Origin of the sequence: Thermodesulfovibrio sp. (assembly GCF_049969575.1) — a bacterium.
Classification (GTDB): Bacteria; Nitrospirota; Thermodesulfovibrionia; order Thermodesulfovibrionales; family Thermodesulfovibrionaceae; genus Thermodesulfovibrio; species Thermodesulfovibrio obliviosus.
Genome location: NZ_JBMFOO010000002.1, coordinates 99,063 through 114,557, shown reverse-complemented (window position 1 = coordinate 114,557; position 15,495 = coordinate 99,063). Strand labels below are relative to the sequence as shown.

Annotated in this window: 13 protein-coding genes and 1 pseudogene; 11 read left to right on the top strand and 3 right to left on the bottom strand. The window is 34.0% G+C overall.

Annotated features, from left to right (window positions below):
• From ACP5O9_RS01280 to ACP5O9_RS01245, 8 genes and pseudogenes are all read left to right on the top strand, one after another.
• A pseudogene (locus tag ACP5O9_RS01280) lies at positions 1–320 on the top strand (hypothetical protein); the annotation flags it as partial.
• A 2-nt stretch (positions 321–322) separates the two neighbouring features.
• The gene (locus ACP5O9_RS01275; protein WP_353686802.1) at positions 323–1,009 is read left to right on the top strand and encodes a molybdopterin-guanine dinucleotide biosynthesis protein MobB; all 687 of its coding nucleotides are present in this window, start codon (positions 323–325) and stop codon (positions 1,007–1,009) included.
• Positions 1,009–1,815, top strand: coding sequence for a cytochrome C assembly family protein (locus tag ACP5O9_RS01270; RefSeq protein WP_353686803.1), 807 nt, complete (start codon positions 1,009–1,011; stop codon positions 1,813–1,815). Before ACP5O9_RS01275 ends, ACP5O9_RS01270 begins: the two co-directional genes overlap by 1 nt.
• Positions 1,812–3,086: a glutamyl-tRNA reductase gene (gene hemA, locus ACP5O9_RS01265; protein ID WP_424904648.1), complete on the top strand. Its 1,275-nt coding sequence runs from the start codon at positions 1,812–1,814 to the stop codon at positions 3,084–3,086. Before ACP5O9_RS01270 ends, hemA begins: the two co-directional genes overlap by 4 nt.
• Positions 3,073–4,020: a hydroxymethylbilane synthase gene (gene hemC / locus ACP5O9_RS01260; RefSeq protein ID WP_428723298.1), complete on the top strand. Its 948-nt coding sequence runs from the start codon at positions 3,073–3,075 to the stop codon at positions 4,018–4,020. The genes hemA and hemC overlap by 14 nt, the downstream gene beginning before the upstream one ends.
• A gap of 21 nt (positions 4,021–4,041) precedes the next feature.
• Entirely contained in the window at positions 4,042–5,565 is a 1,524-nt protein-coding gene (gene cobA, locus ACP5O9_RS01255) for a uroporphyrinogen-III C-methyltransferase (protein WP_353686805.1), read from the top strand.
• Positions 5,547–6,890 carry a protoporphyrinogen oxidase gene (gene hemG / locus ACP5O9_RS01250; RefSeq protein ID WP_428723294.1) on the top strand — a complete coding sequence of 448 codons (1,344 nt, stop codon included), beginning with the start codon at positions 5,547–5,549 and terminating at the stop codon, positions 6,888–6,890. The genes cobA and hemG overlap by 19 nt, the downstream gene beginning before the upstream one ends.
• A gap of 20 nt (positions 6,891–6,910) precedes the next feature.
• Positions 6,911–7,831 carry an AEC family transporter gene (locus tag ACP5O9_RS01245; protein WP_428723293.1) on the top strand — a complete coding sequence of 307 codons (921 nt, stop codon included), beginning with the start codon at positions 6,911–6,913 and terminating at the stop codon, positions 7,829–7,831.
• A 1-nt stretch (position 7,832) separates the two neighbouring features.
• On the opposite strand, the gene ACP5O9_RS01240 is transcribed toward ACP5O9_RS01245, so the two are convergent.
• Positions 7,833–10,397, bottom strand: coding sequence for a PEP/pyruvate-binding domain-containing protein (locus ACP5O9_RS01240; RefSeq protein ID WP_428723292.1), 2,565 nt, complete (start codon positions 10,395–10,397; stop codon positions 7,833–7,835).
• Between the two features lie 279 nt (positions 10,398–10,676).
• Here ACP5O9_RS01240 and ACP5O9_RS01235 point away from each other — a divergent pair, with 279 nt between their 5' ends.
• The 3 genes from ACP5O9_RS01235 to ACP5O9_RS01225 all read left to right on the top strand — a co-directional run bounded on the left by ACP5O9_RS01235 (position 10,677) and on the right by ACP5O9_RS01225 (position 13,958).
• Positions 10,677–11,195, top strand: a complete 519-nt coding sequence (locus ACP5O9_RS01235) for a CBS domain-containing protein (protein ID WP_428723291.1) — start codon at positions 10,677–10,679, stop codon at positions 11,193–11,195.
• 18 nt (positions 11,196–11,213) lie between these two features.
• Entirely contained in the window at positions 11,214–12,938 is a 1,725-nt protein-coding gene (locus tag ACP5O9_RS01230) for an SLC13 family permease (protein ID WP_428723290.1), read from the top strand.
• Between the two features lie 84 nt (positions 12,939–13,022).
• Positions 13,023–13,958 carry a universal stress protein gene (locus ACP5O9_RS01225; RefSeq protein ID WP_428723289.1) on the top strand — a complete coding sequence of 312 codons (936 nt, stop codon included), beginning with the start codon at positions 13,023–13,025 and terminating at the stop codon, positions 13,956–13,958.
• Positions 13,959–13,970: 12 nt separating this feature from the next.
• Here ACP5O9_RS01225 and ACP5O9_RS01220 read toward each other — a convergent pair whose 3' ends face one another.
• Together ACP5O9_RS01220 and ACP5O9_RS01215 are read right to left on the bottom strand one after the other, a co-directional pair.
• Positions 13,971–14,387, bottom strand: coding sequence for a hypothetical protein (locus ACP5O9_RS01220; protein WP_428723288.1), 417 nt, complete (start codon positions 14,385–14,387; stop codon positions 13,971–13,973).
• Between the two features lie 21 nt (positions 14,388–14,408).
• On the bottom strand, positions 14,409–15,353 hold the full coding sequence (locus ACP5O9_RS01215) for a sulfite exporter TauE/SafE family protein (protein ID WP_428723287.1): 945 nt from the start codon (positions 15,351–15,353) through the stop codon (positions 14,409–14,411).
• Between the last annotated feature and the right edge of the window lie 142 nt (positions 15,354–15,495).

Genomic DNA, 15,495 nt, shown 5'->3' with positions numbered 1-15,495 from the left:
ATCTGAAAGCCTTTGCAACGAAGGAAGATCTGAAAGCCTTTGCAACGAAGGAAGACTTTCTTGAGTTTGAAAGGCGGTTAAGTGATGCTATTGAAAAAATAAGAGAAGGAGTAAGGCTTTATTTGTATGAATTGGAGAGACAGATTGTTGAGATAAAAAGTAAATTAAGATTCTATGACTTTGATTTCATAGCAAGACAGAATGACACGATGATAAAAATTTTAAAGGATCTTTATGAGGAAAAAACGGTCATATCAAATAAACTTAAAGAACATGAAACCAGATTAGAAGAGATTGAGGTTATGTTAAAGAGTTCTTAAGAATGTTTTTTTCTCTAAGTATAGGAGTGGGAGGAAGTAAAAGTGGAACTGGTAAGACCCTTTTCATAGAAAGTTTTATAAAAATATTAAAAAAACAATTTCCTGCTCAAATCAATATTATTGCAGTAAAATATACAAAAACATCTCTCTATTCCTCAATTATTAAAGAGCCTTCAATTATTGAAACAGAAGGAAAAGACACATCAAGGATAAAAAAAGCTGGAGCAGACTATGTTTACTTGGTAAAGGCTACAGAAAATGATTTACCAGAGATTGCTGAAAGGTTAAAAAAGGAGTTTTTGGGTCATATATACCAGAATGATAAAAAAAGGGTTGTTTTCATTATTGAGGGGAATTCTCTGGTAAGAATTATGCAGCCTGATGTTATAATATTTCTTAAAGGTCAAAATGATGAGCACATAAAACCTTCAGGTAAAGCTATTTTAGAGATAGCTGATATAGTTATTGAAGGAAAATACTCTATGGAGGAAGTTATGGAAGAGATTGAAACAATTCAGCAAAGAAAACTCATTGAAAAGCTTCTTAAAGAAAGAAGCAATAGCGGAAAGATTACATGTGCAGAAGCAAGAAAGATTGCTGAAGAAATAGGAGTTCCCTATATTGAAGTTGGAAGAGCAGCGAATGAACTCAATATAAAAATCCGTAAGTGTGAGCTTGGCTGTTTCTGATGGGAACAGTATTTTTTGAACTCGCTCTCACTTTTTATTTCGCTGGCTTTCTTTTAAGTCTTGCCGGAATTATTAGAAAAAAGGACGACCTTGACAGAGCTGTTTTTTTACTGAGCATGGGAGGTTTCACTCTTCATACGGTTTATTTTGCTATAAGATACATAAAATCAGGACAAGCGCCTGTTTTTTCAATGCATGAGGCGATCTCATTTTTTGCGTGGAGCATTCTTTTAATATCTCTCTGCATTAGATTTTCATACAAAGCAAGGGTTTTAAATTTTGGAGTGATTCTGATTTTTACCTTCATGTTTGTAAGTGCTTTTTTCCCGAGAAACATTCCTTTTATTAAGCCTGAGTTAAAAAGTCTTTTAATTGATATTCATGCTTTGATGGCTGTTTTTGGCATAGCTTTATTCAGCATGGCATTTGTTTTCAGCGTTCTTTATCTTATTCAGGAAAGAGCAATAAAATTCAAAAAATTTGGAGGGCTTGATAGAATTCTTCCAAGTCTTGAGGTTCTTGACAAAATAAACTATCGTCTTATATTCTGGGGATTTCCCATTTATACCTTTGCCATTGTCTTAGGTATGATTAAATATATCAATTTACTTGGTTTTCATTTTGATCCGAAGGAAATATGGAGTTTCTTGATATGGATTGTTTATCTTACTATTTTTTATTTTAGGGTAAAAGAAGACTGGAGAAAGAAAAAAGCAGCCTATCTTACAATAATAGGTTTTCTTCTTGTTATATTTGGCTTTTTTGGTATAAATCTTTTAACAGAAAGTTTTCATAAAAGGTTATGAACCTGATAGTTTTAGGATTGAATCATAAGACAGCCCCTGTTGAGATAAGAGAAAAGCTTGCCTTTAATACACAGGAAAGTATCAGAGAAGGATTAAAGAGATTAATTCAGACTGAGGGTATTAATGAGGCTGTAATCTTTTCAACATGTAACAGGGTTGAAGTTTATGCTTACTCTAACGAGGGAAATGAAAAAATTATAGAAAACATTAAGCATTTTCTTTCAGTGTTTCACCATATTCCAGTAAAAGATTTTGAAAAGTATCTTTACATTTACACTGACAGAGATGCAGTAAGTCATCTTTTCAAGGTTGCATCAAGCCTCGACTCAATGATTGTTGGAGAACCCCAGATTACAGGACAGGTGAAAGACTCTTATGAGATAGCACTTTCAGAGAGGGCTACTTCTTTAATACTCAATCATTTAATGAATAGGGCACTTTTTACTGCTAAAAGGGTGAGAAATGAAACGAGAATTGGAGAAAATCCTGTTTCTGTAAGCTATGCAGCAGTAGGACTTATTAAGAAAGTTTTTGATGAGCTTTCAAAGAAATCCATTCTTCTTGTGGGAGCTGGTGAGATGGCAGAGCTTGCAATGCGTCATCTCATAGGAAGCGGAATAAAAAATGTTTATGTTACAAACAGAACATATGCCCGTGCAGAAGAGCTTGCAAGAGAGTTCAGTGGCAGTGCAGTTGCATTTGAAAACCTTAAAGAGCAGATTGCGAGGTGTGACATTATCATATGTTCCACTGGTGCTCCCAATTATGTCATAACAGAGCAGATGATTAAAGAAGTTATGCCTTTAAGGAAGTATAAACCTTTGTTTTTAATTGACATATCAGTGCCAAGAAATATTGACCCTGCCTGCAATAATCTGGACAATGTTTATCTTTACAACATAGACGACCTTCAGGATGTGGTGGACTCTAACATTGTTGAAAGAAAAAGAGAGGCAGAGAAAGCTTTAAATATTGTAGATGAAGAAACAGAAAAGTTCTTTCAGTGGCTTAATTCACTTCAAAGCGTGCCAGTTATTGTTTCAATCAGAAATAAGGCTGAACAGATAAGGCAGGAAGAGCTTAAAAAATTCAAATCCCGTTTTAAAGAGCTTCCGCCAGAGGTTTTATCTTCTGTGGATTATCTCACTCAAAGTATAATAAACAAGATAATGCATTCTCCAACAGTGGCATTGAAAAATAACTGTGATAGCAATGAAATTCTTATTTTTGCAGCAAGGAGGTTATTTGGACTTGACAGTGACGAGGAATAAGTTAGTCATTGGAACACGGGGCAGTAAACTTGCACTCTGGCAGGCAAACTGGGTTAAGGAAAAGCTTGAAAATCTTTATCCAGAATTAAGGATTGAGATAGAAAAGATTAAAACAACAGGAGATAAAATTCTTGATGCATCTCTGGCAAAAATTGGTGGCAAAGGCTTGTTTGTAAAGGAGATAGAAGAGGCATTGCTTTCAGGTAGAGTTGACATCGCAGTTCACAGCATGAAGGATGTTCCAGTAGAGATTCCAGAAGGATTACATATTTCTGCCATATGTGAAAGAGAAGACCCCAAAGATGCCTTTATAAGCATTAATGGGAAATCTTTAAAAGAGCTTGAGAAAGGAGCTGTTGTTGGAACAAGCAGTCTCAGAAGAAGTGTTCAGCTTAAAGCATTAAGAGGTGATTTAAATATAGCTTCCCTGAGAGGCAATGTGGATACAAGATTAAGAAAGCTTAAAGAAGGCAAATTTCATGCAGTTGTCCTTGCAATGGCTGGATTAAAAAGAATGGGTTTTGAGCACATGGTTACAGAGCCTCTTTCAGAGGATTTAATGATTCCTGCCGTAGGTCAGGGAGCAATCGGTATTGAAACAAGAATTGATGATGATTTTGTAAATGAAATTATAAAACCCCTTAATCATGAAGAGACAGCAATCTGTGTTCTTGCAGAGAGAGCATTTTTATCTGTTGTGGGAGGAGGATGTCAGGTTCCTCTTGCCTGTCATGCAAGAATAGAGAAACTTCAGTCTTCAGCCTTAAGCCTGAAAATAACTGCAATGATAGGTGATCCTGAAGGTAAAATGCCTATAATAAGAGGCTTTCGTGAAGGAAACATGTCTCAGGCTCAAAATCTTGGAGTAGAACTCGCAAAAGAACTACTTGAAAGGGGCGGAAGCAGGATACTTGAGAAAATAGGAGTTTCATGAAACTTATACGGAGAGAAAAAGATGAATAAAGGTAAAGTTTATCTTGTTGGTGCAGGCCCTGGAGATGCTGGCTTGATTACCCTGAAAGGTATAAGGGTAATTCAGCAGGCAGACTGTATTGTTTATGATTTTCATATAAATCCAAGACTTTTAACCTATGCAAAAAAAGATGCTGAACTGATATATGCTGGTAAAAGAGGTGGACATCATGAGATGACTCAGGATGAGATAAATAGAGTTCTTGTTGAAAAGGCAAAGGAAGGTAAGATTGTATGCAGACTTAAAGGAGGAGATCCTTTTGTATTTGGTAGAGGAGGTGAAGAGATTGAAGTTCTTGCAGATGAAGGAATTGATTTTGAGATAATTCCAGGGATAAGCTCTGTTATTGCAGTTCCAGCATATGCAGGAATTCCTGTTACCCATCGCAGAGTTGCTTCAGCATTTACAGTTATTACAGGTAATGAAGACCTTTCAAAACAAGAAAGGATTTTTACTCATATAAGGGCATCAAATCAGGCTGAAACAATGATTTTTCTTATGTGCGTGAGAAATCTTGATACGATTACAAACAAATTAATTGATGAGGGATTGTCTACAGAGACACCTTCAGCAATCATCCGCTGGGGAACAAGAGCTGAACAAAAAGTTATCACTGGAACAATCTCAGAGATTGCATCACTTGCAAAGGAGCACAAAATTTCACCACCTGCAATTCTTGTTATTGGCGATGTTGTAAGGCTCAGAGAGAAACTCGCCTGGTATGAAAAAAAGCCCCTTCATGGTCATAGAATTCTCATTACAAGGCAACTGTCCGATGAATATCTGAAACTTGAAGACCTTGGAGCAGAATTGTTTGTTTTTCCTACAATTGATTTTTTACCACCTGAGGATTTTAAAGAACTTGACAGAGCTATAAAAGAGATAGAGCATTACACCTTCATAGTGTTTCCTTCACCACGGGCAGTTAAATTTTTCTTTGAAAGATTCTTAACTCTTGGCAGAGATATGAGAGATTTAAAGGGAATTACAGTCTGTGCAATTGGGAAAGAAACTTCAAAGAGCTTAAGAACTTACGGGATAAATGCTGACCTGGTTCCTGATGAATATAATTCAGAGGCTCTAACAAAAATGTTTAAGGAAAAAATTTTAAATCTTCAACCTTCAGCCTGCCGAATCCTCTATCCTCGCTCTAATATTGCCCTTAAAGGCTTTGTTGAGACAATGCAATCACTTGGGATAAAAGTGGATGCACCAATTACATACAAAACAGTAAAACCATTTGAACATGGGAAAAGGCTTGTGAAATTCCTTAGAGAAGGCAGAATAACAATTGCCACATTTACATCTCCTTCAAGTTTTTTGAACTTGATTGATATCCTCAAGGACGATGTAAAGGAGATGCTTAAAGATGTAACGATTGTAGCAATTGGAAAAACAACAGCAAAGGCAATTGAAGATGCTGGCTACAGAGTCAGCATAATACCTGAAAAATCAACAATAAAAGACATGGTGGAGGCAATAATTAAATGGGTAAAGCAGAAGTAGTTATAGTTGGTGGAGGCATTTCAGGATTAAGCCTTGCATACTTTTTACTGAAAAGAAACCCTCAACTTGATATAAAAATAATTGAAGCAGAAAAAAGAGCAGGTGGAAAAATAGTTACTGAAAATGTATCAGGTTTTTTATGTGAAGGTGGAGTTAATGGATTTTTAAACAATAAGCCTTCAACAATTTGTCTTGCAAAGCAGCTGGGTATTGAACCATTAAAGGGAAGTGAGGATTCACAGGTCAGATACATCCTGATAAATGGCAGACTTGTAAAAGTTTTTCAGAATCCTGTTAAGTTTTTCCTTTCTCCGCTTCTTTCTTTTTCAGGGAAATTAAGAATGATAGGAGAGTATTTTATTCCTCCATTAAAAGAAGAAATTGATGAAACAGTTGAAAGCTTTGTATCCCGTAGAGTTGGAAGAGAGTTTTACGAAAAGCTCATTGATGCTATGTCAACTGGAATATATGCTGGAGATCCTTCACGAATGAGCATGAAAAGCTGTTTTCCTAAAGTTTACTATCTTGAAAAAAAATATGGTGGTCTTATAAAGGGCTTGCTTGCCTTAAAAAAAGAAAAGAAAGATGTAAAGGCTCAGCCTGAAGCTGTTTTAATGTCCTTTAAAGGCGGGATGTCAGATTTAATAAATGCTCTTGAAATTAAACTTTCATCAAAAATTATAAAGGCTAAAAAGGTTGTAAACATAAGCAAAAATAACAGCTTTTACACTGTTTATTTTAATGATGGACAGATTGATGCAGAAAAGGTTATTTTCGCATGTCCTGCTTATGAATCAGCAGAGATATTGAAAGAGCTTGACAGGGAAATTTCAGATATTTTAAAAACAATTCCCTATCCACCTTTAAGCGTTGTTGCCTTTGGTTTTAAAAAGCAACAAATAGGATTTGGTACATCCTTATATGGATTTTTAATTCCTTACAGAGAAAAAAGAAAGATTCTTGGCACACTTTTTGATTCAAGCATTTTCCCTAACAGGGCACCTGATGGTTATGTTTTATTAAGAAGCATGATAGGAGGAAGAAGATCACCAGAGCTTGCAATGCTAAATGATGAAAAACTTATTGATACAGCTTTGACAGAATTAAGAGATATCTTACAAATCAAAGGAGAGCCTTATTTTATAAAAATATTCCGATGGCAAAAAGCTATTCCTCAGTATGAACTGGGTCATGAAGAAAAACTTATGAAGATTGAGCAGAGACTTCAAAAATTTCCAGGGCTTTATCTTACAGGTAATGCTTACAGAGGAGTGAGCGTTAATGACTGCATAGAAAACTCTCTTAAGCTTTCTGAAACAATTTAACTTCAGTTCTGCTAAAAAATATGCTTTTTGATATTTTTCTGTTTATACTGACAGGTTTAGCCCTGAGATTTCTTTTTACAGCCTTAGGTATTTGTCCTGAAAAAATTGATTCAATCCGTGATAAAATCAACTACTTTGTTTTTTATTACATTATCCCTCTTGTGTGTTTTAAAACCGCATATACAATGCCATTCAGTTTGAGTCATTTAAAGATTTCCCTGGTTGCAAATCTTACAATATTGAGTTGCGTTGCTTTATCGTGGCTGATTTACCGGAGGATTGCTTCAAAAAGAGCTATTAAGCCTGAAGTAATGGGTTCGCTCATTATGTGTTCTGCATTTGGAAATGTTCTTTACATAGGGCTTCCAATTTTAACAAAGCTTTATGGAGCAGAAGGCATGAGTTATGCCTTTACCTACGATTTTTTAGCAAGCACTCCTCTTACATGGACAGTTGCTGTTGCAGTTTGCATGAAGTATGGAAAGGCAAAGAGTTTTAAACTGAAAGATTCCTTCTTAACAATTCTTAAGATTCCGCCTATCTGGGGATTGCTACTCGGGCTCAGCTTGAGAGAGTTAAACATCCCGTTACAGGATTTATTAATCATTACTTTAAAAGCGATTTCAAGCTATGTTACTTATTTAATGCTCGTAATAGTTGGTATTTCAATTAAAGCAGTTTCACCTCAAAAGTTTGCTCTACTTTTGCCTGCTATAATAATTAAGATAATAATATCACCCTTTCTTGCGTTTTCTTTTGGCAGTCTTACAGGACTTTCAGGTGTACCATTTAATGTTTGTATTATAGATGCAGCAATGCCTTCAATGATTCTCAGTATGATTTTTGCGACAGCCTTTGGTGTGGATTTAAGAACTGCGATTGAGATGATTTTTCTTACCACCGTTAGTTTTTTATCATTGTTTGTAATATTTGCAATTTAACTTATTCATCCTGCATGTGTTTTTTTATAAATTCATCTATATACATCTGAGTAACTATGTCATTGAATAGTACCATATCAAGCTGTTTTGTGTAAGCTGTTAATTTTCCAAGTATTTCAAGTTTTCTTTCAATTGTTGGTATATCGTATTTTGTTAATATGGCGTCTATAAAATCTTCTTTTGTAGAAACTCTAAAACCCATTTTTTTAAGAATTTCAGTTATCAACTTTACTCTTCTTAGTCTTCTGTCAATACCTGAACCTCCACCTTTAAAGAAAAATTTAATATAATTATCGTTTATATTTTCTCCTGCGTAAGCCTCAATCATTGAAAAGTGATAGCCAAGACGAATGCTGAAGTTCATATAATTTTTTGTAACAATGCAAAAACTTTTTTTACCTGTCTCTTTTAATTCATCTTCAGGGATGGAAACTGTATGAGCAACCATCTCAAGAAATCCTTTTGCATCTACAGGAGGAGGTCCTGGCCATTGCATTGAGCGCATTCCTTTTAGGATGGCTTTTAAGGGGATTGAATATATATCATTTGGAGTAGCCTTTTTTATTCCTTCTTTTAATCCTCCTTCAATGTCAAGCACTAAAACTCCGATAGGAATATCAGCTATAAGTGGGACAGCATGAACCTCACTTTCTTCATATTGATTCCACATTGTAAACATTTCATGCATAACCATTTCATGGCAGAATCTTGTAATGTCATGGAAAGTCTTACAATTTTCAGGTTTGAAATCTTCACTTGTAGGATCAACAAGATAAAGAGGTACAATAAATTTTAGGACTTTTTCAAGAGTTTTATAAATCAATGTTTCTTTAAATGGTTGTTTTTGTTCTTTAAAAAATTCAATGAGTTTTTCAACTTTTCCTTCATAAATTAAACAGTTTGTAGCATCTACTGTGATTTCCTGCCCATGTTTTATTATTTTTGTTGCAATCTCAGTATTAATTAATGTTGGCACGTTATATTCTCTTGAAAGAGATGCCATATGACCTGTTGGACTTCCGACATCAGTAACAATTGCTGATGCTTTTTTCATAACAATCACATATTTTGGATTTGTATGTCTTGCCACAAGGATATGTCCTTCAGGAAAATCATTAAGTTGCTCTTCATTTGTCAGAATAAAAGCTTTCCCATATCCTACTCCTTTACAGGCAGTAATACCTTTATTAAGAAGAACTCTATAGCCTTCTACTGGAGTTGGTAATACTTTTTTTTCTTTAAAGAGTTTTTGTTCAACTAACTTTAAAGGACTTATTTTAAGTGGTCTTGCTTGAAGAATAAAGATATTGTCTTGTTCATCAATTGCCCATTCAATATCTTGAGGGCATTTATAATATTCTTCAATTTTTATTGCAAATTTTGACAGTTCCAGAATTTGTTCATCACTTAAGGAAATTTGTGAAATACTGCCAGGCAAAGGAATTTCCTCTATGTCTCCGTGTTCTTTACAAATAAGCATTTTGTTTTGCTTTCCTGGAATTTTTTCTATAATTTCACCACTTCTGCTTACTATATAGGTTTCTGGTATTACTGTTCCATCAACAACTAATTTGCCAAGTCCTTTAACTGCATTTATTATTATATGGTCGCTTTCAGGATTATTTGGATTTTTTGAATAAATAACGCCTGCAGCTTTGGCATTTACCATAGAGAGAACTCCTACTGCCATAACCATTTCTGTTTCGAAAAATCCTTTTGTTTTGTAATAAAAAATTGCTCTTGGATTAAAAAGACTTGCAACAACTTTTTTGTAACTCTGAAGTATTAATTCTTCAGGCACATTTAAAAAGGAAGAGTACTGTCCTGCAAAGCTAAAGTCAGAGTCCTCATGAATTGCGCTACTTCTAATAGAGACCATACATTTTTTGTTAAGTTTTTTACATAAATTTTCATAGGCTAATTTTATTGAATCTTCAATTTCTCGAGGAATTTCTGAATTTAAAATTAATTCTTGAATTTTTTTACTTGCTGCATTAAGTTCATCAATTTTATTAATTTCAATATTGTTTAGGATTTCAGAGATTTGCTTTTTTAACTGAGCTTTCTCAAGAAATTGCATAAATGCGTATGATGTAATAGAAAATCCCCCTGGAGTAGGTATCTGGAGAATATTTTTAAGTTCTGCAAGATGAGCGATTTTGCCACCTGCAATTAATACAGAGTTTTGATCAAGTGATTCAATGGGTAAAGTGAAATCAGTTTTAGGAATTTCTATTTTTGAAGTTAAGATTTTTTCTATTTTTTCTTTAATTTGGGCATAAATTTTCTCTAATTCAGAATACTTCCCATCAGAAAGAGTATTTAAATTTTTTATTATTTCTAAGACTGCTTTTGATACAGCTTCCACATTACTTTGAATGTAATGTATATCAAAAATATATTCACCAGAGAGTTTTTCTTCAAGATCTGCCATTATACTTAAAGCATGATTATTTTCATTGAGAATATTTTGAAAGTATAAGTATTTTTCCTTTAAAAGTTGTTTCAACTTTTCCCTTTCTTCAATTTTTTTCTTTTTATGTTTAAAAAAACCAAAAAAATTCATTTATCTTAATTATAAATGATTTCAAAATTAATTTAAAATTATGCTACATTAAAAAATGGTTGAATTAATTAATAGAAGTAGACATGAAAAGCTTTACCTTCAATTATTTAAGCTTTTAAAGAAAAAATTGAAAGCGGGTAATGGACAGCAGGAATGCAGATTCCAGTTGAAGATGACTCATTTAAAATGTTTAATGTAATTAGAGCAACTGTGAGAGATGGTAACAAGTTATTTATAGCTTTCCAGCTAAAAGTATTATAAAACTCAAGGGGGTATGGTATGTCCCATACAAAATTAGTAAAAGATGTAATGCTTGAAATATTTGAATATCCTCATATACCTTACTGGTTCAGTATTGAACAGACCATTAAAGTTGTTAAGGCTTCTTTCATTCAGCCTCAAAAGCATATGGATCCCCTTGCTGTATTAGTATTTGATGAAAAGTATAATCTTTTGGGAATTGTTACACTTAAGGATATTTTAAAGGAGCTTGAACCTGTATGTGTTAAGTCACATTCAAAAATAGAAGTTCCACAGAAGGAACAAACAGAACTTACAATTGTCTGGGACAGCCTTTTTAAAGAGGAATCAAAAAAGCTTGCTCAGAAACCTGTAAGTGAAATAATGGTTCCAGCGAAACATTTTGTTGATCCCAGTGATCCTGTTACAAAAGCTGCTTATTTGTTAATTTATTATGATTTGCCTTTATTACCAGTCATTGAAGACAACCGAAAGCTTATTGGCATTGTAAGAATGGTTGAGGTATTTGATGCAATTTCAGAAGAAATTGTTAAATAGCAAGGAGCAGGCTACTTAATGAAGAAGCTATTTATTTTAATAGTGATGGTTTTTATTTTAAATAATTCTGCATTGGCTGTAGAAACTCAAAAAGATGTGGATATATTTTATATTTCAGGGACAATTCTTGATTCCCATAAAGAGCCTGTAAAGGAAGCTGAAATCCGTCTTCTCGTAAATGGGCAGCCACATAAGATAATTACAGACCATAAAGAAATTGATAAAACTATTACATCTTCACATGCAACATTCCAGATAAAATTTCAACTTCCAAAAGATGCAATTGATACAGCAAAAATTCAGATTGAAATTGTAAAAAGCTCATTTAATAAAACAATCATTGACTTCAAAAAAGATGATTTTGCAGTTAAAGGAAACGAGTTTTATATAAGCAAGGATATAATTATTCAGCGTCATATTGGACCTGCTTTTTGGATTGCAACTGCAATATTTTTAATTGTCTATGCTTTGATTTCTTTTGAACTTCTTCATAGAACAGTGGCTGCCATGATTGGTGCGGCAACAATGCTTATAATTACCTATACACTTGGCACCTTGAATCCAGAGTTTCATATAATCTCCTTTGAAAGGGCAATTCAGGCAATTGATATGAATGTTGTATTTCTTCTTATGGGAATGATGATAATTATTGGAGTTTTGAAACACACAGGAGTTTTTCAGTGGTGTGCTTACATGTCCTATAAAATTGCAAAAGGAAATATAATGATTCTTTCAGTAATTTCATGCTTTTTTATTGCAGCGACTTCTGCATTTCTTGACAATGTGACAGCAATGCTTCTTTACACACCTGTTTTAATAGAGATAGCAATTGCTTTAAAAATTAATCCTTTATCTTTACTTATTCCCGGTATTATGGCATCAAATGTTGGTGGAACAGCAACCCTTATCGGTGACCCACCAAACATAATGATTGGCTCATATGCAGGGCTTACTTTTATGCAGTTTGTCTATGCTCTCACTCCTGTGTGTATTGCAGCTTTGCTTGCTCTTGTTTTATACAACAAATTTTTCTACTCAAAGGAATACAAAAAGGGTAGAGTTGAAGATGTCAATGGTTTTATTAGCCATCTTAGAGAAGAATACAAGATCACTGACAAAAATCTTCTTACTTATGGAGCTTTTATAATGGCAATTGTTATGGCTTTTTTTGCAACCCATGGGATATGCCATATGCAAGTAAGCATTCCAGCACTTTTTGGTGCAGGACTTCTTTTCACATATGCTGTTGTTACAAAAAAAGTGAAAATGCTTGAACTTATTGAAAAAGATATTGAGTGGAGCACGCTTTTATTTTTTATCTTTCTTTTTATAATTGTTGGTGCAGTTGAGGAAGTAGGGCTTCTTGCTACAGTTGCAGATTGGATTCATCAGCTTTCAGCAGGAAATCTTACTGTTGCCATATGCTTGATTTTGTGGGTTTCTGCAATAATGAGTGCTTTTGTTGACAACATTCCATTTACTGCAACTATGCTTCCTATTGTTGCCTATCTAAGCAAGATTATCCCGGGCGCAGAAAACAATGTTCTTTGGTGGGCAGTTGCACTTGGTGCATGTTTTGGCGGAAATGGAACAATGATTGGTGCCAGTGCCAATGTTGTAACAATGGGAATTGCAGAAGCTGCTGGATATAGGATAAGCTTTTTTGGTTTTTTTAAATATGCTTTTTTATATATGATAATAAGCGTAGGTATTAGTAATTTGTGGCTATTGCTTTTTTACTAAAAGGCTGTTTAATAAGATGAGAATTTACCTGTTATTCTAAGGGGTTTGATGCTCCGGGGAATTTTTTATAAGGAGGTCTAAAATATGATAAGCTGTCCATTTGAAAGGGTTTTACTGCCTGTTGACAGAAGTGATAATTCAAATAGAGCTATAAAATTTGCTGCCGCAGTCCTTTCAAACATTGAAAGTGCAGATATTACAATTCTTTATGTAATGACTGGTGGATACTTGAGTGAACGCATGAAAAACATTGATTTTAGAGCAGAGCTAATAAAGGAGTCAGAGATTTTTAAAAAGATTAAAGCTAAACATATTGAAAACAATATTGTGCCTTTTTTGAATGAGTATGAGAGTATTCTGAAAACTGCAGGAGTAAAAGCCAGAATAATCAAGAGAATTGAAGAAGGTGATCCAGGGAATAAGATAATTGAAATTGTCACTAACGAAGGCTTTCAAACAGTAATGCTTGCCCGTAGAGGTATGTCAGAAGTTAGGGGTTTTTTACTTGGAAGTGTTTCAAATAAAGTTATTCACGGTTTGTTAAATCAAAATATTTATATTGTGGGAGAGAAAATTTCAGAACAAAGCCCTCTCTGCCGAATTTTAGTTCCTGTTGATGGTTCTGAGTATTCGATGAAAGCATTGGAACACTCAGTGGGTCTCGCAAAAACAATAAAAGGGATAGAAAACATCACAATTTTAAGGGTGATAAATATTTCTTTTTATTTTGAAAGAGTAAAACAGGGAATAGACCCTGAAGCAGAAGCAGAGGAGATACTCAATAAGGCAAAAAAGAGATTTATTGATGAGAATATATCTGATGAAAAGTTAGTCATAACAAAAATCAGAGTAGGATTGCCTGCTGTTGAGATTTTAAAGGAGATTGAAGAGGGTGGATATAGTCTGATAATCATGGGAAGAAAGGGACGCTCAGCCCTGCGAGACCTTGTTTTTGGCGGTGTAAGTTCAGCAGTTATAAATAAATGTTTTGAGCCAACAGTGGCAATAATAAATCAATAAATTCTGCTGTTTTTAATGCCCTCCTATATGTAGAATTCCGCTTGCAGCAAGAATTAATATAAAGCATTCAATTATTGAAAATATAAAATAGACAATATCTTTCTTTTTCAGAAAAATTGGTAAAATTCTTATATAACATAAAATTGTTATACCACCTAAAATTGCAATTGGAACAAAATTTAAAAAATCACTTTTTATTATAAGCTTTAACCATGCCCATCCAGGATGCAATCCTGCAGAGAGCAAATACTCATGAGCTTTCATTTTCCAGTATTTTGGTAATTCAGAAATTGGAATTTGCGGAGATAGTATTCCAGTCATATAAATAATGAATGTAAGAATAAGTAAAATCAAACCAATTTTCATTCCCCAATCAAGCCATTTTGCATAGACAATCTGTTCTTCTTTTACATTTTTGTCAACAGTCATGACTTTACCTCCTTTTTTTACTTATTTCCATATTCCAAGCCCTTTAAGAAGAGCTCTTAATCCAGCAAAAAGTAACATACCAATAACAATGTATCTGACGATTTTAGGCTTTGCAACAGCGAGAATTCTTACTCCAACAACAGATCCAAGCATTATCCCAATGATACTTGGCACAACAATCATTGGTAAAACTGCGCCATTGTTAAGATAAATCCATGCAGCTGAAGTATCTGTTATTGAAAGAAGAAATTTACTTGTTGCAACAGATACTTTAAGTGGCGCTCCCATTAAAAGATTCAGCACAGGAACATTTGCCCACCCAGCACCAAGACCAAACATACCAGCCATTATTCCAATTGCTACAAAAAGAAAAAGAGCCTGAGGAGTTCTGTGAACCTTCCATTCAATTTCTTTTCCTGTTGATATTTCGTGATAAATTCCACTTATTCTTAATGCTTGAGAAAGTGCATCTGCTTTTTTTACTTCAGGGTATTCCGATTTTTTTGCAAGAAGCATAATTACAACAATCATTAATATTGTGATTCCTAAGGCAGTATTGACAATGTTTGATGGAAGAGCAAGTCCTATCATTGCACCAATAATAGATGAAGCAGAAGCTATTAATGCAAGAGGCATGGCTAATCTTAAGTCAGCAAATCCTCTTTTTAGCAGCCCGGGTCCTGCAGCAAGAGCTCCTGAAAGAGCTACAAACAAGCCAGCACTTCTGACAAAGTCCATATTGAATGGGAAAAATCCTCCTACAATCGGGACAAATAAGACGCCACCACCAACACCGCCTAAAACAGCTAACACTCCAAGAATAAAGGTTGCAACAAATAAAATTAGAGGCCATACCCACCAGGGGATAGAACTGTCTGCAGGAGTTGCTGATTCTGCATAAGCACAGTTAATAAAAAGAAGAGAAAATAGCAAAAGGAAAACCACACCAAGAGTTCTTATTTTCATCCTAACCTCCTAATTTTTAAATATATAAATTATTACATAAATGAGCTCAAAAAAGGATATTATAATTTTTTATACTTTAATAATTTATAATTGCTTTACATTTTTCAAAAATTTTTTTAATATTTTAAAAAGAGTTAAAATT